Raw genomic sequence first — 18061 nt, 5'->3', positions numbered from 1 at the left:
CGGTGAGGATAGCAAGATGATCTCTGGATTTCCCTATTTTTCGGGACTTTAGTGGGTTTTGAGGGTCGAGTTTGCAGTAGGTTTCGCTCGTTGTCGGGTGATGAAGGAGAGATGTCGTGGGCCGTCGGCTCGTTGCGGCCGCGCTGGCGCTCCTGGTCATAGCGGGTTGTTCCGCTCCAAAACCCGTGACCCAGGCGCCGCCGCCCCAGAACTCCACGTTCGTGTACGTGGAGAACACCGGCGTGATCACCGACTGGGATCCGGCGACCTCGTACTCCAACGAGATCATCGCGATGCAGAACATCTACGAGTCGCTGACCGTCTGGAACCCGGTCACCAGGAAGGCCAGCCCCCGCCTGGCCACCTCCTGGCGCACCTCGACGGACGGCAAGACCTGGACCTTCACCCTGCGCCAGGGCGTGCGCTTCCACACCGGCAAGACGATGGACGCCGCCTCGGTCAAGGCCGCGATCGAGCGGACCATCGCCAGCAAGAGCACCCCGGCCTACATCTGGGGCCCGGTCGACAGCATCAGCACCGACAACCCGCTCACCATCACCTTCACCCTGAAATATCCGGCGCCGCTCGACCTGATCGCCTCCGCCGGCTACGCCTCCTACATCTACGACCCGGCGGGCGTCGACAAGAACGGCAAGACGGACGGCGGCACCGGCCCGTACACGATCGACAACTGGCGCAAGGGCAAGCGCGACGAGCTGACGCTGAAGGCGTTCGACGGCTACTGGGGCGGCTGGGACCGCCCGCACTACACGAAGGTCAACTTCCAGGTCAGCGTCGAGCAGGACACGTCGTGGCGCCGCCTGCTGCACGGCGACGCCAGCTTCCTCTACCGGCTCAACTCCGGCGGCTACCACCAGGCCAGGGGCACGGCCGGGGTGCGCACGTCCAAGATGCCGTCGTTCCAGACGATGATGTTGCTGTTCAACACCGCCAGCGGCCCGCTGACCGACGTGCGGGTGCGCAGGGCGCTGCAGAAGTCGGTCAACTACTCCGGGCTGATCAAGGCGATGAAGGGCGGCGCCGTCCTGCCCAGCGGGCTGGTCCCGCCCGGTCTGTTCGGCCACGTCTCCGGCAGGCCTCCGCGCCAGGACCTCGCGGCCGCGGCCAGGCTGTTCGCGCGCGCCGGGTACGGGCCGGGCGGCAAGCCGCTGACGCTGTCCCTCACGTACGCCGAGGGCGACGAGGACCAGAAGCTCATGGCCACCACGCTGGCCAAGACGCTCAGCCAGCTCGACGTCACCCTGGTGGTCAAGGCGATGCCGTGGGAGGACCAGTGGGCGCTGGGCAAGAAGGGCGGCCAGGACATCTTCGCGATGTACTGGTGGCCCGACTACGCCGACGCCTACTCCTACTTCGGCAACGTCTTCCGCAGCTCCAAGGCGACCGAGTTCAACCTCAGCTACCTCAAGGACCCCGTGGTCGACGACCTGATCGACCGGATCCCCGAGCTGACCGTCTCCGACCGCGCTGCGGCGGCCAGGACGTACGCCCAGCTCACCAGCCGCGTGCTCGACCTGCGGGCGGCTGCCGCCGTGCCGTGGGTGGTCACCTACCAGCGCGCCTACCTCGGCGGCGTGCAGGGCTACGACGACAACCCGGCGTATCCGGACGTGGTCTTCGCCTACGACTTGTGGCCCTCCGGCTGATCCTCCACCCGGCTGCGCAGCCGTTCGCGGATCTCGTCAGGGGTGTAAGCGCGGCGACGCCGCTCAGAACGGGCGATCACCACACCGGTCGCCGCCACTCCGGCGACACCGGCCAATCCGAGTACCTTCCACCAGCGCATGTGCCTAGGCTAGCGGTGTGCTGACTCTCGACGAGGCCGTGAACGTCACCAGGACAGGGGATCTCTGGGTCTTCCGCGGGAGGTCCATGCCCGACCGCGCGATCCAGACGATGACCAACAGCCCGGTCAACCACGTGGGCATGTCGATCGTCATCGACGACATGCCGCCGATGATGTGGCACGCCGAGCTGGGCAAGTCGCTGCTCGACCTGTGGTCGGGCACCCACCACCGCGGCGTCCAGCTGCACGACCTGCGCGCCGCCGTGACGACCTGGGCGGACAGGTACGGCCAGCGCGGGTGGCTGCGCCAGCTGGAGCCCACGGTCACCACGGAGATGGAGGACGCCGCCCTGCGTACGGTGGCCAGGCTGGACGGCACGCCGTTCCCGTCGACCGCGCGGCTGGCCGGGCGCTGGGCCCGCGGCCGGGTGCCGAAGCTGCGCCGCAGAGCCGAGCAGCGCACGCTGGAGAGCGCCTACTGCGCCGAGGTCGTCGCGGTCACCTACGAGGAGATGGGCCTCCTGCCCGGCGGCAAGAGGCCCAACTGGTACGACCCGGGCAGGTTCTGGAGCGGCGACGACCTCGACCTGCTGGACGGGTTCAAGCTCGGCAACGAGATCACGATAGGCATTCCGCTGTCTCGCTGACCTCGGCCGAGGGCGTCCTGCGGCCGGGCACGATCGCGGCGAGCACCAGGACCGCGGTGACCACGAACCCCGCCGCGTAGCCGGTGACGCCCATGACCAGCCCGAACCCGGCCGCCCCGAGCCCCATGCCGCCGTCGTAGGCCAGGTTCCACACCGCGCTCACCTTGCCCGAGTCCGCGTTGCGCTCCAGCATCATCGTCAGCGTCACGTTCATGGCGACGCCGAACCCGGCGCCGAACAGCGCGATCCCGGCGAGCGTCACGACCGGGTCGCCCACGGCCAGGCAGGCGATGCCCGCGGCGGTCGCCAGCAGCGACGGCGTGAGCAGCGCCTTGGCGCCGTTCCTGTCGCCGAACCGCCCCGCCCACCAGCGTGCCGCGGGCGTGGTCAGCGACTGGATGAGCATGGCGAGCGAGACGACGCCCGGCGAGGCGGCGAGCGGCAGGAACGTCATGATCACACCGACGGAGACGGTCACGGCGGTGAAGACCAGGGTGGGCGCCACGAGCCCGGCCATGCTCCAGGAGCCCCTGCCGGTGGCCCTGACGGGCTTGGTGGAGGGCAGTCCTGGCACCGCGGCGAGGGCGAGCAGCGGCAGGACGCCCGCGGCGAGGAAGACCGGGGTGTGGCCGACGTGCTCGGCCACCCACAGGCCGATCGGCAGGCCGACGATCGACGGGATTCCCACGGCCACGCCGTACAGGCCGAGGCCCTCGCCGCGGCGCTCCAGCGGCACCAGCTCGGCCATCAGCGCGGTGCCGGTCACCATGAGGATGCCCAGCCCCGCGCCGCGCAGCAGGCAGACAGCCAGCACCAGCGGCAGCCCCGACGACAGCGGCAGCGCGAGCGACGGCAGGCTGAGCAGCAGGAGCCCGAGCGCGACGGCGGCGCGGTAGCCGTACGTGGCGAGCAGCTTGGGTACGGCCAGCTCCATCAGGACGGTGGCCAGCATCAGCGCGCCGGTCGCCAGGCCGGCGCCGAGGTCGCCCGCGCCGCCCAGCGCGACGTAGCTGGGGACGGTGGAGACGAGGAGGTAGAAGCCGAGCAGCCCGCCCACGGAGGCGGCCATCGCGAGGTAGAGCGAGCGAGTCATCATGAGAAAGACGGTCGCAGGGGACGGACCCTAGGACATCGGGCGTGATACGTACGTACCTCTTCATTACGATGACCACGTGTTCGTAGGTCGCGATCAGGAGCTCGAGGCGCTGGCCGCCGCCCCCGCAGCCACGCTCGTGTACGGCGAGCCGGGCATCGGCAAGTCGCGGCTCGTCAAGGAGCACGTCGCGACCCTCGACGCCCTGGTGGCCGTGGGCGGCGCCGACCCCGGCAGCCTGCCGTACGCGCCGTTCGTCGCGGCCATGCGGCGGCTGCCCGGCGTCCGGCCCGAGCTGAGCAATCCGGGCGCGGACCGGGCGCGGCTGTTCGAGGAGGTCCTGGTCTTCCTGGAGCGCGCGGGGGCCGAGCGCCCGATCGTCCTGGTGCTGGAGGACCTGCACTGGGCCGACCAGTCCAGCCTCGACCTCCTCACCTTCCTGCTGCGCAACCTCATGTCGGAGAACGTCAGGCTGATCTGCACCTCCCGCGAGAGCCCGCACCTGTGGCCGCTGACCAGGATCGGCGACGTCACCCTGGTCAAGCCGCGCCCGCTGGGCCGCGACGACGTCGCGGCGATGGTCGCCGGAGCGTGCGACGTCGACCAGGTCCTGGCGCGCAGCGAGGGCAACCCGCTGTTCGTGGAGGCGCTGGTCGACGCGGGCACGTTCGGCTCGCTGCGCGAGGTGCTGCTGGCCGGGGCGGAACGGCTCGCGCCGGTCGCCCTCGACGTGCTGCGCGTCGCGGCCGTCGGCGGGCGCCGGGTCGAGCACCGGCTCCTGTGCGACCTCGCGGGCCTGGACGAGCTGGCGCTGGACGACGCGTTGCGTCCCCTGGTGCGCGGCAGGTTCCTGCTGGTCGACGGCGACGGCTACACCTTCAGGCACACCATGATCCGCGAGGCGGTCTACGGCGACCTGCTGCCCGGCGAGCGCATCCGGCTGCACAGGCGCTACGCCGAGGCGCTGGCCGACCGGCCGTCGATGGCGGCCGACCACTGGTACGAGGCGGGCGACCGGCCGCGCGCGTTCGAGTCGGCGTGGCAGGCGCGGCGCTACGAGCGGGTCCTGGAGCTGTGGGAGCCGTCGTCCGGCGTCGAGCACGCGACCGTGCTGGAGCTCGCTGCCAGGCACGCCCTGCACGCGGGCGAGGCGAGACGCGCCGAGGAGCTGGCGACCGCGGCCCTGGCCGAGGTCGAGGACCCGGCGCGGACGGCGACGCTGCTGGAGCTCAGGGTCGCCATCCGCGACCAGCTCGGCGAGGACGGCCTCGACGACCTGCGCAGAGCCGTACGGCTGGCGCCGGACACCCCGCGCCTGCTCGGCGCCCTGGCGGCCACCCTGTACTGGAACGGCATGGAAACCGAGGCGCGCGCCCACGCCGAGAAGGCGGCCGCGCTCGGCGACACCAGGTCGCTGATCACCCTGGCCGCGCTCACCCAGGACCTCGACGAGGCAGCCGGCCTCTACGACAGGGCCAGGCGGCAGGCCGCCGACCACGACACCCTGCTCGTCGCCGAGGCCAGCGAGGCCGACGTGCTGGAGGCTGCGGGCGAGCACGCCAGGGCGGAGGCCGTCGCCCGCAGGGGCATCGCGCAGGCCCGACGCATGGGCCTGGCCCGCTCGCGCGGCACGCTCCTGGCCGCCAACCTGGCCGAGCCGCTCGCCTCGCTCGGCCGGTGGAAGGAGGCGCACGAGGTCGTGACCGAGGCGCTCGCGCTCGACCCGCCGCCGATCTACCGCGCCTGGCTGCTGCTCGTCCGTGGCACGGTCGCGGTGTGGCAGGGCGACCTGGACACGGCGGCCGACGTCGTCGCCGAGGCGCGCCCGCTGATGCTGGGCACCTCGCGCGGCTACGACTCCTGTCTCGAACCCGACCTGCTCGAAGCCAACTACGCGCAGGCGGCGGGCGACCACGAGCGGGCCAGGCGGGTGGTCGACCACGCCCTGTCCTCGCACGACCTGACCAGGACCCGGCGCTACGCGTGGCCGATCCTGGTGCTGGCCGCCCGGTTCTCCGGCGTACGGCAGGCACCGCCCGGCCTCGTCACCGCGGGACGGCTCCAGCAGGCGCACCGGAGCACCTTCGACGCCGAGTGCGGCGCGCCCTGGGAACCGGCGGTCGCCGCCTGGCGCGCGGTCGGCCAGCCGTACATGCTGGGGCGGGTCCTGCTGCGCGGCGCCGAGCGTGCCCTGGCCGAGGGGGACAGGCAGGTGGCCGAGCCGTGGCTGCGCGAGTCCGCCGCCGTCGCGACGGAGCTCGGGGCGGGGCCGCTGCTCAAGGACGTCGAGGCGGTCGCGGCCACCGGCAGGATGGCGCTCACGGCCGGGTCCGGGCTGACCGCGCGCGAGCTGGAGGTGCTCAGGCTGGTGTCCGAGGGGCTCAGCAACAAGCAGATCGCCGAGCGGCTGTTCATCTCCTCCAGGACGTCAGGGGTGCACGTGTCCAACATCCTGGCCAAGCTGGGCGCCTCGTCACGGATCGAGGCCGCCGCCCTGGCCCGGCGGGAGGGCCTGATCTAGCAGCTCGGCCAGCGCCGCCCGGTCGTTCACGCCGGTGCGCTCGTAGACGGCGACCAGCGTGTTGGAGACCGTACGGATCGACACGTAGAGGCGCTCGGCGATCTCCCTGTTGGTCAGGCCCTGCGCGGCCAGGATCGCGATCTCGCGCTGCCTCGGCGTGAGCCCCGGCACGTCGAGGTCGAGCAGCGGCAGCGTGCGCGCGCCCTGGCAGCGCCGCGAGAGCATCCACGCCCGGGTCTCCGCCGCACGCGCAGCGCGGCTCAGCCCCTCGTCGCGGTAGCGCGTGGCCGCCCGCGCCGACGCCTCGGCCGCGTAGAGGATCAGGCCGAGCGCCTCGAACTCCTTCGACACCGCCTCGAAGGAGGAGCCGTCGCGGGCCAGCGCGTGCCTGGCGAACAGGGCGATCAGCGGCCCCTCGCCGCTGATCCTGCCGTCGACCAGCTCGGGCTGGCCCAGCCGTACCACGTCGTGCAGCGCGAACGCCGCGTGGCACGGCAGCGCTTCGCCCGCGTGCGCCAGCGACTCCGCCACCGCGCCCGCCAGGTCGCCGCGCGCGGCCAGCGTCCACGCTCTGGCGAAACGGAGCCCAGCCGTTTCGTAGGGGCCGACCGGCAGGTGGCGCCGCTCGGCCTGCTCCAGCACGGCTTCCGCCGCTGCCACGTCGCCGAGCAGGGCGTGGGCGTGGGCCAGCTCGCCCAGGCAGAGCCCGGCCATGACGTTGACGGGCGGCAGCCGCGTCGCGGTCTCCTTGGCCCAGGCCAGCGCGTCGCGCAGCCGGCCGCGTAGCCTGGAGATCTCGGCCTTTCGCGCGCCGAACTGCAGGATCACCCTGGTCCATGTGCCGAAGTCGCCGTCGAGCCGGTAACCCTCGTCGGCGTAACGCTCGGCGTTGTCCAGCTCGCCGAGCTGGAGCGAGGCGTGCGAGGCCGCGTCCTTGAGCACCGCGGTCAGGCTCGGCAGCGCGTGCGGCGCCTTGGCGAACTCGACGGTGGCCTCGGCGACCCACTGCAGGCACTCGCGCGGCCTGCCGCTCAGCGCCAGCATGATCGACTCGGTGGCGCCGTGCGCGAGCACCCCGCGCGGCGGCAGCGGTCCGAGCGCGCGCCCGCGCGCGACCCAGTCCCAGGCCGCGTCCAGGTCGCCGCAGCCATAGGCGACGGTCGAGCGCGTGCCGTACACGGCCTGCACGAGCTCCACCGAGGTGACCGCCCGCTCGGTCTCGTCGAGCACGGCCCGCGCGGCGTCGATCCGGCCAAGCCCCCACAGGAGGTTGAAGCAGCGCGAGACCCCGCACTCCAGCCTGACCTCCTCCGGCATGTCCATCTCCCACAACCTGGCGTAGGTGTCCTCCGCCTCCTCGTGGCAGTTCGCGTAGAAGAGCACCATGCCCAGCAGGTAGAGGGCGCGCGGGCCGCCGCCCGCGTCGACCGCCGCCCTGCCGAGCTTGGCGGCCAGCTCGAGGTCGCGGATCATCTTGGCCCTGTCGCACCCGGCGATCAGCAGGTCTGGATCGGTGGCCACGCCGCTGTCGAGCCGCCAGACGGCCACTCTGAGCAGGTCTTCCCGCCTGTGCAGGCCGGTCGTGGTGACGGTGTCAGCGAGCCTGCGCATCAGCTTGCGCGAGCGCAGCACCCCGCATCCCGCCCTGATCACCTCGCCGTACAACGGGTGCGCGAGCCGTACGTTCAGGCGCTTGCCGTCGTGCTCCACGGTCACGAGCTGGCGGTCCTCCAGCTCCTCCACCGCACCGGCCGAGCCGAGCCCGGCCAGCAGGTCGGCGCCGAGCGGCTCGCCGTAGGCCAGCAGCTCCAGCACCTCGCGCTCCTCTGCGGTGATCTCGCCGATGCGGTCGGCGATCGTCTGACGCAGCGACGGCGTCATCTTCACCGCGCCGCGCCAGCGCCAGATACCCGTCGCATCGCTGAGGAGGCCGGAAAGGACCAGCTCACGCAGGTAGAGGGCGTTGCCCTGGCTCGCGCGCCACAACCTGTCGGCGGCCGACGGCTCGATCCTGCCGCCCAGCGCCCGCTCCAGCAGGCCGGTCGTCTCCTCGGCCGAGAGCGGGGCCAGGTCGAGGCGGGGGAGCAGGTCGTCCTTCCACAACGCCTGCACCGCGTCGGGCGCCCTGGTCTCGCTGCGCACCGTCGCGATCACCTTGGTACGGCGGCGCACCACCAGATGGTGCAGCAGCGCGGCAGAGGCGGAGTCGAGCAGATGCGCGTCGTCGACGACGAGTACCGGTGTCTGGATCGCCGCTGCCGCCCAGCCCAGCGGGTTGCCCTCGGGCGGGGTCGCGGGCAGCAGCGAGGCGAACGCGCCCAGGGGAAGCTCGGCGGCGGCCTCGGTCGCGCGCACCCACGCGGCCCCGTCGACCGCGTGCGCCACCAGCCGGCTTTTGCCCGCGCCAGGAGCGCCGGCCACGACGATTCCGCTGTCAGCCGACCTGATCGTTGCCACCTGGGCCGCGCGCCCGTAGAAAGGCCACACATGATGAGGCTATTTGAGTAGGCCGTACTCATGCGAGCGGATTCGAGCGGCACGGATGGTGTGACCATGAGCGTTGAGGATGTCGTGCGGGCCTGCGTGGGTGATCCGCGGGCCGAGGTGGCCGAGCAGCACGAGGAGCACGTCGCCTCGGGCGCCCTGTCGACGGCCGCCCTGCGGCGGTTGCACGGCACCACGAAGGACGGCGTCCCGTGGTCGTTCGTCGTCAAGTCGATCATGTCGATGAAGCACTGGGAGGGCATGGACATGGTGCCCGAGCACCTGCGGGAGGCCGCCGTCGCCCACTTCCCGTGGCGTGCGGACGCCGACGTCTACCTGTGCCCGCCCCCGCTGCCGCCGGGGTTCCGGCTGCCCGTGCTCTACCTGATGGAGGACCTGGGCGACGACCGCATGAACATGTGGATGGAGGACGTGGACGCAGCCAGGGACGGGTGGGATCTGACCCGCTACAGGCGCGCCGCGCGGCTGCTGGGAGAGCTGGCGTCCCTGCGTCCCGCGCGGGGGCCCAACCTCGGCATGCGCTACTACATCGACGGGCCGCTGCGGAACGCGTTCCTGCCGCTCCTGCGCGATCCGGCCACCTGGCGGCACCCGCTGGTCGCCGAGCACGCGGACCCGCTGCTGCGCGCCGACCTGCTGTCGCTCGCTGAACGGATCGAGCCGCTCATGGCCGCGCTGGACCGGCTGCCGCACACGATGCCGCACGGCGACGCCTGCCCGCAGAACCTGCTCGTGCCCACAGACGGGTCGGCCGACTTCGTGGCCATCGACTGGGGCTGGCCGCACGCGGCGCCGGTCGGGTTCGACCTCGGGCAGCTGCTCGTCGGGCTGGCCCAGGCGGGCGCCACCGACCCGGAGGACCTGCCCGCCATCCACGAGACGATCGAGGCCGCCTACCTCGGTCAGGTCGACGCGGACCCGGCCGACGTCTCCTTCGGTTACGTGGCCTCGCTCGTGCTGCGCAGCGCCTGGCAGGCGCTGCCCCTGGAACGGCTGGGCGAGGAGGTGACGCCGGAGCTGGAGCAGCTGTTCGCCAGGAGGGCGGCGCTCGCCCGCTTCATCGTGGACCTCGGCCGCGGCCTATAGTGCTCGTTCATGGTCAAAGTGGGGCTGGTCGGGGTGGGCAACTGCGCGTCGTCGCTGGTGCAGGGGGCGCACGAGCAGGTACGGTTCACCGCCGCGTTCGACGTCGACCCGGGCAAGGTGGGACGCGACCTGTCGGAGGCGATCTGGGCGGCGCCGAACAACGCGCGGAGGTTCGCCGACGTGCCGCACCTCGGGGTGACCGTGTCCGGCCCCTCGGGGGCGCTGGAGGGCACGGACGTGCTGGTCAACTTCCTGCCGACGGGCAACCAGGAGGCGGCGGAGCACTACGCGGCGATGGCGCTGGAGGCCGGGTGCGCGTTCGTGAACTGCATGCCCGCCGTACTGGCCCGCTCGCCCGAGTGGGCGCGGCGCTTCGCTGACGCGGGGGTGCCGCTGATCGGGGACGACCTCAAGAGCCAGTTCGGCTCCACCCTCGTGCATCGGGCGCTGGTCGACGCGCTCTCCCGGAACGGGGTGAAGCTCACCAACTCCTACCAGCTCAACAACGGCGGCAACATGGACTTCCTGGCTCTCCAGGACCCCGCCGCCCTCAAGTCGAAGCAGGCCACCAAAGCGCAGGGGGCGGGCATCTCCGCTCACGTGGGCGCGGCCTACGTGCCGTGGCTCGAAGACCGCAAGGTCGCCTACATCCGCTTGGAAGGGGAGGGGTTCGGCGGGACGGCCGTCGAGGTCGAGGTGCGGATGAGCGTGGAGGATTCACCGAGCGCCGCCGGCAACGTCCTGGCCGCGATCGAGCAGGCCAAGCGGGCGCTGGACGCCGGGATCGGCGGGGTGGTGCCCTCCGCGCTCATGAAGTCGGATCAGCAGCCCGCCTTGTAGAGCACCTTCTGGATGTCGGGCTGGGCGAGGTTGTCCTTGGTGACGATGCTGGCGTCCGTCGGGATGGAGGCGGTCACCTGCCGGCCCTTGACCGCGGCCACCGCCTGCTCGACGCCCTTGGCGCCGATCTCGCCGGGGAGCTGGGCGATGAGCGCCTGGACGACGCCGTCCTGGAGCTGCTTGACCTGCGCCGGGCCCGCGTCGAAGCCGACCATCTTGACCTGGCCGAGCTTGCCCGCCTGCTGCAGCGCGGAGCCCGCCCCGGTGGCCGAGTTGAGGTTGGTGGCGAAGACCCCGGCCAGGTCGGTGTCCTTGGCCAGCGCCGCATTGAGGATCTTGGACGCCTCGCCGACATCGTTGTGCGAATACTGCACACCGCAGGCGTCAGGTCCTGACATAGCGCGAGATCTTGGGAAACACTCTCGATGCCCGCTTTGCGGGCGTCTTCTACGGTTTCGAAGGCGATTTGCTGATCATTGAGCGTGATATTTCCCCTGTCGGGCGACTCGACCCCGGACAGGATCTTCGCCAGGGTGGACTTGCCCGCCCCGTTGTCGCCGATCAGCGCGACGACCTCGCCGGGCAGCAGGGTGAAGTCGGCGCCGCGCAGCGCCTCGACATGGCCGTAGCTCTTCTCGATCCCGCGTGCCTCAAGCAGCGCCATGGATCCATCAAGAGATCTTATGACAGCGTTGTCAACCCCCGCGTCGTATGCTGTCTCGCCGTGACTCGTATCCCTTTGCGCCGCTACACCGCCCGCGCCCTTCCCCTCGACTCGCAGGGCCGCGTCCTCATGCTCCACGGCTTCGACCCGCACCACCCGTCGCGGACCTACTGGTTCACGATCGGCGGCGCGACCGAGGGCGACGAGACCCTTCAGGAGGCCGCGGTGCGCGAGCTCCGCGAGGAGGTCGGCATCGTGGCCTCGGTGGACGACTTCGTCGGGCCGCTGGAGACGAGCACGGTCGAGTTCAGGTTCGCCGAGTACGACATCGTGCAGGACCAGACGTTCTTCGCCGTTCACGTCGGCGACGCGGAGGTCTCCTTCGCCCACATGGAGGACATCGAGAAGGAGACCACCCTGGAGTACCGCTGGTGGTCCGTGGCCGACCTTTCCGCCACCACCGAGGTCATCTTCCCCGCCAACCTCGCGGAGCTCCTCCGAAAGGCCGGGCAATGAGTTCCGTACGGTTGGAGAGGCCCAGTTTGGTGAGGATGTGCCGCACGTGGGTCTCCACCGTGCGCTCGCTCAGCACCAGGCGGTCGGCTATCTGGCGGTTCGACAGGGCCTGAAGGACCAGGTCGGCCACCTCGCGCTCGCGCGCGGTCAGCGGGTGGGTGTTCTCGGCGCGTTCGAGCGGGCCTGGCAGGTCGAGGCGCCTGGCTTCGGCCGCCGCCCGGTCCGCCAGGTCGGTCGCCTCGGCCAGGTTGCCCTGGTGGCGCAGGGCGGCGGCCAGGTCCAGCCAGGTGTGCACGAGCCATGGGCGGGCGTCGAGGCGGAGGTTGATCTCGGCTGCCGTACGGAACGCGGCCACCGCCTCGTCCCAGTGGCCTCGTACGGCGTGCATGCGGCCCACCGCGCGGGCCGCCGCGCCGCCGCAGAAGCTGTCCGCGCCTCCCGGGAGGCCGCCGCACTCCATCCATGGCGTCCACAGCGGGAGGGCCCACTCGGCGGCCTCCTCGTCGTCGAAGGCCTCCACGAGCTCGGTCACGTGCTGCAGCACGCCGAGCCAGCGGGGGCCTGGGCGGGGGTGGCGCAACTGCAGCCTTAGCCGCTCGTACTTCGCGTACGCCTCGTCTCGCGCGCCGTTGAGGTGGAGGGCCAGCGCCTGGGCGGCTTCGAGGACGGGGATCCGCGGGAAGGCCGGTGAGGTGGGCAGGTCGCGCGGGTCGCCGCGGACCAAGGCCACGAGCCCGGCGAAGACGTCGCTGGTCACTTCGGCCAGGGGGTCGCCCATCTTTGTTGCGATGTTTCTGGCCTCGGTGGATTCCTCCCTGGCCTGGTCGAACCGGCCGGACAGGGCGGATCTGGCGGCTGAGGCGCGCAGGTGGTACCAGCGGGCGGTCGGGAGCCTGGTCTCGGTGGCCAGCTCGGCCAGCCTGGCCAGCTCGCGGTCCACGCTTGGCAGGTCTGCCTGCTGGTAGGCGGCGTCGGCGCGCCACAGGTGGGCGCGGGCCGCCGCCATGGGCTGTCCGGTACGGCGAGCCGTGGCGATCGTGAGGTCGGCCATGCGCAGCCGCTCCGCCACGTCACCCGGCTGGCCGAGCGCACCGACCCGCGCCCTGGCGGCATCGAGCAACGCCGAGGGATCGTCACAGGCCTCCGCCTCCGACAACGCATCTTCGGCTGCTGCCGACTGGTCGGCGTCAACCTCCAGCGACGCCTTGCGCGCCAGGAGCCTTGCCCTCAGCACTCCGTCCGCGTGGGCGAGCGCGCGGTCGCACAGGGCGATCGCCTGGGCGAGCACCCACGGATCGCCCGCGCCCCGGACCACCAGCGCGGCGGCGGCCACCAGGTCCGGCCTCCCCGCGGCTGCGTCGGCGGCCTCGACGCAGCGCGTGACGCTCTGCCGTACCCGGCCTGCGAGAAACTCCGCGTTGGCGAGCTCGACCAGCACCTCAGGGGGCGGATGCACGATCTGGGAGAGCAGCCGCGCCGCCTCCTCCGGGGCGTGCAGCCGCAGCGCTTCGGCGGCCGCGGCGCGTTTCCAGCGGATCGTCGCGTCCGGGTCGGTGCCCGCCCGCTCCCAGTGCGTGGCGATGCGTGCGGGAACGCCGGAGTGACGCTCCAGGGCCAGCGCCGCCCGCCGATGCAGATCCGGGTCGGTGGCGATGCTCTCCCTGACCAGCGCGTGCGTGAACCGATATGCCTCAGTGAGCAACCCTGCCTGGACCAACTCGCTCAGATGCGCATTTATCCTGCCCTGAGGCAGCTCGCGCACCTCCGCCAGCACCCCCAGATCCTCCCCCAGCACAGCAGCCGCCGCAGCCGTCGCCCGCACCTCCGACGGCAGCCCCCCGAGCATCCGCTGGACGAGAACGTGCAGGTCACCAGGCGCGTCCGGCCCGCCGTCCCGAGCCATCGCAGCCACCAGCAGCGGCAACCCACCCGTACGTTCCCGCACGGAAGCGGCGCGAGCCGTACCCCCGAGACAAAGAGCCACCTCCTCGGTCGTGAACGGAGAAAGAGCCACACTCCGCACAGCCAGCCCGCCACGCAGGGCAGCCAGCGTCGAGGTCAGTCCGGGCGTGTCCCGGTGGGTGGCGATGACGAGCACCCGCGACCCCGCGATCTCCGCGGCCACCTGCCTGAGCAGCGCCAGAGACGCCTCGTCCGCGTCGTGCAGATCGTCCAGCACCACGACGAGATCGGTCCCGAGCACCTGCTCGGTGAGCGTGGCCAGCAGGAGGAACCGCGCGTCAGCCGCCTCGAAGGGAACGGCGGGCAGCCCGCCCAGGACGCGCGACCACGGCCACAGCGGCGGCGCGCCGTCCTCGGCCACGCACCGCCCCCACACCACGCCCGGCACGCCCGACACCGCCTCGGCCACCAGCCGCGACTTGCCGATGCCCGCCGGCCCCGACACCAGCACGACGCGCCCGCGCTCGGCGATCGCCGTCCGGAGCAGGGCGAGCTCGGGCGCGCGGCCGACGAAGCTGTCCATGGTCTCAGTGTGGCGGTTCAGTACTGGCGCTGATGCCCCGGCCGCGCCCGGCGGCGCAGGCTGGGCGTCATGGACATTCATGAGTACGTGAGCCATGACGCCGTCGGCCTGAGCGAGCTGATCGCCACGGGCAAGGTGAGTTCTGCCGAGGTGGAGGAGGTGGCCAGGCGCGCGCTGGAGGTCGCGAACGCGCAGGTCAACGGGTTGACCAGGCCATTGTTCCCCGAGGCGCTCGCGCACTCCGGCGACGGGCCGTTCGCCGGGGTGCCGTTCCTGATCAAGGACCTCGGGCCGATCGCCGAAGGCGTGCCGTTCTCGATCGGCTGCCGCGGCATCCCGGACATTCCCGCTCACCACGACACCGACCTGATGAAGAGGTTCAGGAAGGCGGGGCTGGCCACCCTGGGCCAGACCACCGCGCCCGAGATGGCGATCAGTTTCGCCACGGAGTCGGTCAAATACGGCGTGACCCGGAATCCCTGGGACCTTTCTCGCGGCGCGGGCGGGTCGAGCGGCGGCTCGGCGGCTCTGGTGGCGGCGGGAGCCGTACCGCTCGCGCACGGGGGTGACGGGGCGGGGTCGCTGCGGGTCCCGGCATCTGCCTGCGGGCTGGTGGGGCTGAAGCCCAGCAGGGGGCGGACGACGAGCGGTCCGGACATGGGCGAGCCGATGCTGGGGATGGCGTACGAGTTCGCGCTGACCAGGTCCGTGCGTGATTGTGCGCATCTGCTGGACGCCGTGCACGGGCCGGGCGTCGGGGACAAGTACACCGCTCCGCCTCCGGTCCGCTCGTATGCGGAGGAACTCGGCGCGGACCCCGGCAGGCTGCGGGTCGCCGTGACCACCACCGCCTGGTCGGGCTCCGCCGTCGCGCCCGAGGTCGCCGGTGCGGCTCTCGCCGTGGCGGCGAAGCTGGAGGAACTGGGACACCACCTGGCCGAGGCGAGCCCGGTCGTCGACTGGGACGAGGCGATGGAGGGGTTGTCCGCGCAGCTCGTCGCGGTGGCCGCGCCGGTGCTGCTCGCGCCGCGGCAGCCGCCCGTGGAGCTGCTGGAGCCGCTGTCGGTGCTGCTGCTCGACTTCGCCAGGAGGACGGGGTCGGTGGAGCTCCTGCGGCTGCTCGGCGCCCAGAACCGGGTGTCGCGGTCGGTCGGAGCGTTTTTCACCTCGTACGACCTGCTCGTCACGCCCACGCTCGGGCAGCTTCCGTTGCCGCACGGCTCGCTGGTGCAGCAGGAGACCATGCGCGGGTGGCTCGACCAGCTCTTCGCTTACGGCCCGTTCACGATGCTCTTCAACGTCACCGGCCAGCCCGCGATCAGCCTGCCCCTGGGCCAGAGCGCCTCAGGGCTGCCGATCGGCGTGCAGTTGGTGGCGCCGTACGGCAGGGAGGACCTGCTCTTCCGCGTCGCGTCCCAGTTGGAGGCGGCCATGCCATGGAATAACCGCTGGAACCCACTCGTCACCCGCTGCTAGCTTCCGGCGGGTGCGCAGCAAGACCCTGTGGTTGCTCCTGGCGATCAACGTGCAGTCCATCGTCGGCGACAGCCTGGCCTCGCTTGCCCTTGTGCTCGACGCGGCGAAACAGGGGCAGCCGTGGTGGGTCACCGCGGTCTTTTTCGGCGAGCTGATCCCGCCGCTGCTGCTCGCGCCGTTCCTGGGCAGCGCGGTGGACCAGCGCGACGCCCGCAAGGTCTGGATCTACGGGCTGATCCTGGAAGGTGTCTGTTTCACCGCTGCCGCGCTGTCGCCGGTCTTCTGGCTCACGCTGGTCTTCGTGGCGGTGGCGAACGTGGTCAACGTCGCCACCGGGGCTGCCGCGTTCAAGCTCCTGCCCGCCATCGCGGGCGACGTGCCCGTCGCGCGGGCCAACTCGGCCTTCACCACCACGTCCTCCCTGGCGTTCCTGATCGGACCCGCCCTGGCTGGGTCGCTCTACCCACTGGCCGGGTCGTCGCTGCTGATGGCGATCAACGCGGGCACCTTCGTGGCCGCTGCCCTTTTCGGCTGGTACGGCATAGCCCGGCGCCTCGGCGCGGTCACCGTTGAGGGGGAGCGCAGGTCGCTCCTGGGCGGGGTGCGCGACGGGTTCAGGGCGCTGGCCGTGTTGCGCCCGCTCATGCTCGTCATGGCCGGAGTGATGCTGACCACCTCGATCGAGGGCGTCGCCGGGGTGTTCTACCTGCGCGGCGTCACCGGCAACGACACCCTGTACGGCCTGCTGCTGTCCGCCTGGGCGGTCGGCGCGCTCCCCGGCTCCCTGGTCGGCGGGTCGCGCCGAGCGGGCACCACGCTCCTGGTCGTCGGCGGCTCCGCGCTGATCTCGGTGGCGCTGCTGGTCGTGGGCCTGGTGCCGTCCTTCTGGGTGATCGCGGCGGTGTTCCTCGTCGGCGGGTTCGGCAACGGCGCGCACAACGTGGGGGTGCGCAACGCCGTGCACACGATGGTCGAGCCGTCCGCCCACGGCAGCGCCTGGGCGTACTACAAGATGATGGCCAACACCTGCGTGGCGCTCGGCTACCTGCTCGGCACCCCCAGCGGGCTGGTCGGGGCGCGGTCGCTGGTGATCGCGTCAGGCGCGTTGGGGTGTCTCGTGGTGGTCGCCGGGTTGCTGTGGCTGCGCCGTACGCAGCGGGGAAAGCCAGAGCACCACCGGCCCCAGCAGCAGCCCGACGGCCTCGAAGAGCAGCGTCAGCCGCATCCCGGCGAACTCGGCGACCGCCCCGGCCAGCAACGCGCCTAACGGCGTGGCGCCCCACGTCAGGAACCGGGTGGTCGCCGCCAGCCGCCCCTGCAGTTCCTTCGGCGTGACCAGCTGGCGGTAACTGCGCTGGGTGACGTTGAAGACCAGCGCCCCGACCAGCAGGAACGTCCAGGCGAGCCCGACGATGACCTGCCCGGCCAGCCCGGGGGAGACCAGCGGCAACGGCAGCTCGCCGATCACGAAGCACAGGCTCGCCCACAACATGACCCTGGTCATGCCGAACCGGTCGGTCAGCCGCCGGGCGACCAGCCCGCCCAGCACCCCGCCGAGCGAGCTCACCCCCATGACCACCCCGAACGCCACCGGCGACCAGTGCAGCTCCTTGACCGCGTAGACGCGGTAGAGCGCGATCGACCCCGCGAGCAGGAACGACACGATCGCCGACTGCAGCGTGATCCACCTCAGGACAGGATGGCTGACGACATATCTCAGTCCATCCTTCATGTCGGTCTTGAGTGATCTGCGTCGCTCGGAGGTTTCGGGCTTGCGGATCAGCCCGATCATCAGCGCCGCCGCGAAGTAGGACAGAGCATCAGCCAGTACGGCTTTCGCCGGGCCCGCCAGCCCCACCAGAAAACCGCCCACACCAGGCCCGATCGTCGAGGCCGCGGTGCCCGAGGTGCTGAGCTTGGCGTTGCCGTCCATCAACCGCTCAGGCCCGAGCAGGAACAGCGGATAGCTCTGGAAAGCCGGGTTGTAGATCGTCTCGCAGATCCCGACGATCATGGCGACCGCGTAGAGCTGCGTCATCGTCAACGTCCCCGCGACCGCGCCGACGGGAACCGTGAGCATCGCCGTACCCGCGACCAGCAACGTCGCGACCATCACCCGGCGCTTGCGCCAGCGATCCACCAGCGCCCCGGCGGGCAGTGACACGAAGAGCACGGGTAACTTGCCCGCCGCCGCCAGCACCCCCATCTCGAACGGCGAAGCGTTCAGAACCAGCCCCGCGACCAGCGGAATCGCCATCATCGAGATCTCGTTGCCGAGCACGCTGGTCGTCTGTGCGCTCCAGAGGAGCGCGAAGTCGCGGCGCATCGGGAGATCTTCGCACACCCATTTACGAATTCTGTGATCTCTGCCACGCTGTCCTAGAACATTCCCCTAGAACGGTATTCTAGATTTTCCTACCG

At 71.5% G+C, this 18061-nt stretch carries 13 protein-coding genes and 2 pseudogenes; 8 read left to right on the top strand and 7 right to left on the bottom strand.

What is annotated here, in order from left to right; translation table 11 throughout:
• Positions 1-116: 116 nt before the first annotated feature.
• Positions 117-1667 carry an ABC transporter substrate-binding protein gene (locus ACIBG8_RS38245; RefSeq protein WP_397348083.1) on the top strand — a complete coding sequence of 517 codons (1551 nt, stop codon included), beginning with the start codon at positions 117-119 and terminating at the stop codon, positions 1665-1667.
• Here ACIBG8_RS38245 and ACIBG8_RS38240 read toward each other — a convergent pair.
• On the bottom strand, positions 1643-1807 hold the full coding sequence (locus ACIBG8_RS38240; protein WP_397348082.1) for a hypothetical protein: 165 nt from the start codon (positions 1805-1807) through the stop codon (positions 1643-1645). The two genes, ACIBG8_RS38245 and ACIBG8_RS38240, sit on opposite strands and share 25 nt — an antisense overlap.
• A 20-nt stretch (positions 1808-1827) precedes the next feature.
• Here ACIBG8_RS38240 and ACIBG8_RS38235 point away from each other — a divergent pair, with 20 nt between their 5' ends.
• On the top strand, positions 1828-2454 hold the full coding sequence (locus ACIBG8_RS38235; RefSeq protein ID WP_397348866.1) for a hypothetical protein: 627 nt from the start codon (positions 1828-1830) through the stop codon (positions 2452-2454).
• On the opposite strand, the gene ACIBG8_RS38230 is transcribed toward ACIBG8_RS38235, so the two are convergent.
• Positions 2426-3550, bottom strand: coding sequence for an MFS transporter (locus ACIBG8_RS38230; RefSeq protein WP_397348081.1), 1125 nt, complete (start codon positions 3548-3550; stop codon positions 2426-2428). The genes ACIBG8_RS38235 and ACIBG8_RS38230 overlap by 29 nt on opposite strands.
• A gap of 76 nt (positions 3551-3626) precedes the next feature.
• Between ACIBG8_RS38230 and ACIBG8_RS38225 the strand changes: the two genes are divergently transcribed.
• The gene (locus ACIBG8_RS38225) at positions 3627-6068 is read left to right on the top strand and encodes an ATP-binding protein (protein ID WP_397348080.1); all 2442 of its coding nucleotides are present in this window, start codon (positions 3627-3629) and stop codon (positions 6066-6068) included.
• On the opposite strand, the gene ACIBG8_RS38220 is transcribed toward ACIBG8_RS38225, so the two are convergent.
• Entirely contained in the window at positions 6021-8555 is a 2535-nt protein-coding gene (locus tag ACIBG8_RS38220) for a LuxR C-terminal-related transcriptional regulator (protein ID WP_397348079.1), read from the bottom strand. The two genes, ACIBG8_RS38225 and ACIBG8_RS38220, sit on opposite strands and share 48 nt — an antisense overlap.
• Before the next feature lie 66 nt (positions 8556-8621).
• Here ACIBG8_RS38220 and ACIBG8_RS38215 point away from each other — a divergent pair, with 66 nt between their 5' ends.
• Complete coding sequence (locus tag ACIBG8_RS38215; RefSeq protein ID WP_397348078.1) at positions 8622-9659, top strand: hypothetical protein; 1038 nt, start codon at positions 8622-8624, stop codon at positions 9657-9659.
• A gap of 9 nt (positions 9660-9668) precedes the next feature.
• Positions 9669-10499 carry an inositol-3-phosphate synthase gene (locus ACIBG8_RS38210; protein ID WP_397348077.1) on the top strand — a complete coding sequence of 277 codons (831 nt, stop codon included), beginning with the start codon at positions 9669-9671 and terminating at the stop codon, positions 10497-10499.
• Here ACIBG8_RS38210 and ACIBG8_RS38205 read toward each other — a convergent pair.
• Complete coding sequence (locus ACIBG8_RS38205; RefSeq protein WP_397348076.1) at positions 10481-10897, bottom strand: substrate-binding domain-containing protein; 417 nt, start codon at positions 10895-10897, stop codon at positions 10481-10483. The two genes, ACIBG8_RS38210 and ACIBG8_RS38205, sit on opposite strands and share 19 nt — an antisense overlap.
• 44 nt (positions 10898-10941) lie before the next feature.
• A pseudogene (locus ACIBG8_RS38200) lies at positions 10942-11163 on the bottom strand (ATP-binding cassette domain-containing protein); the annotation flags it as partial.
• 60 nt (positions 11164-11223) lie between these two features.
• On the opposite strand from ACIBG8_RS38200, the gene ACIBG8_RS38195 reads away from it, so the two are divergent.
• Positions 11224-11679, top strand: coding sequence for an NUDIX hydrolase (locus ACIBG8_RS38195; protein ID WP_397348075.1), 456 nt, complete (start codon positions 11224-11226; stop codon positions 11677-11679).
• Here the strand turns inward: ACIBG8_RS38195 and ACIBG8_RS38190 are convergent.
• The gene (locus ACIBG8_RS38190) at positions 11630-14164 is read right to left on the bottom strand and encodes a LuxR C-terminal-related transcriptional regulator (protein WP_397348074.1); all 2535 of its coding nucleotides are present in this window, start codon (positions 14162-14164) and stop codon (positions 11630-11632) included. The two genes, ACIBG8_RS38195 and ACIBG8_RS38190, sit on opposite strands and share 50 nt — an antisense overlap.
• Positions 14165-14233: 69 nt before the next feature.
• On the opposite strand from ACIBG8_RS38190, the gene ACIBG8_RS38185 reads away from it, so the two are divergent.
• Both ACIBG8_RS38185 and ACIBG8_RS38180 read left to right on the top strand, forming a co-directional pair.
• Positions 14234-15640, top strand: a complete 1407-nt coding sequence (locus ACIBG8_RS38185; RefSeq protein WP_397348073.1) for an amidase — start codon at positions 14234-14236, stop codon at positions 15638-15640.
• Positions 15641-15650: 10 nt separating this feature from the next.
• A pseudogene (locus tag ACIBG8_RS38180) lies at positions 15651-16754 on the top strand (MFS transporter); the annotation flags it as partial.
• Here ACIBG8_RS38180 and ACIBG8_RS38175 read toward each other — a convergent pair.
• Entirely contained in the window at positions 16737-17966 is a 1230-nt protein-coding gene (locus ACIBG8_RS38175; protein ID WP_397348072.1) for an MFS transporter, read from the bottom strand. The pseudogene ACIBG8_RS38180 and the gene ACIBG8_RS38175 sit on opposite strands and share 18 nt — an antisense overlap.
• Positions 17967-18061 lie beyond the last annotated feature (95 nt).

Source organism: Nonomuraea sp. NPDC050556, assembly GCF_044457355.1.
In the GTDB taxonomy this organism is placed as follows: Bacteria; Actinomycetota; Actinomycetes; order Streptosporangiales; family Streptosporangiaceae; genus Nonomuraea.
Note: the sequence above shows the minus strand (reverse complement) of the source record. Positions and strands in the feature narration are given on the sequence as shown.

Excerpts from the sequence above, each read along its gene's own strand:
- ACIBG8_RS38215 (WP_397348078.1), top strand. The coding sequence starts at position 8,622 with ATGAGCGTTGAGGATGTCGTGCGGGCCTGCGTGGGTGATCCGCGGGCC.
- ACIBG8_RS38205 (WP_397348076.1), bottom strand. The coding sequence starts at position 10,897 with ATGTCAGGACCTGACGCCTGCGGTGTGCAGTATTCGCACAACGATGTC.
- ACIBG8_RS38190 (WP_397348074.1), bottom strand. The coding sequence starts at position 14,164 with ATGGACAGCTTCGTCGGCCGCGCGCCCGAGCTCGCCCTGCTCCGGACG.
- ACIBG8_RS38210 (WP_397348077.1), top strand. The coding sequence starts at position 9,669 with ATGGTCAAAGTGGGGCTGGTCGGGGTGGGCAACTGCGCGTCGTCGCTG.
- ACIBG8_RS38230 (WP_397348081.1), bottom strand. The coding sequence starts at position 3,550 with ATGATGACTCGCTCGCTCTACCTCGCGATGGCCGCCTCCGTGGGCGGG.
- ACIBG8_RS38185 (WP_397348073.1), top strand. The coding sequence starts at position 14,234 with ATGGACATTCATGAGTACGTGAGCCATGACGCCGTCGGCCTGAGCGAG.
- ACIBG8_RS38240 (WP_397348082.1), bottom strand. The coding sequence starts at position 1,807 with ATGCGCTGGTGGAAGGTACTCGGATTGGCCGGTGTCGCCGGAGTGGCG.
- ACIBG8_RS38175 (WP_397348072.1), bottom strand. The coding sequence starts at position 17,966 with ATGCGCCGCGACTTCGCGCTCCTCTGGAGCGCACAGACGACCAGCGTG.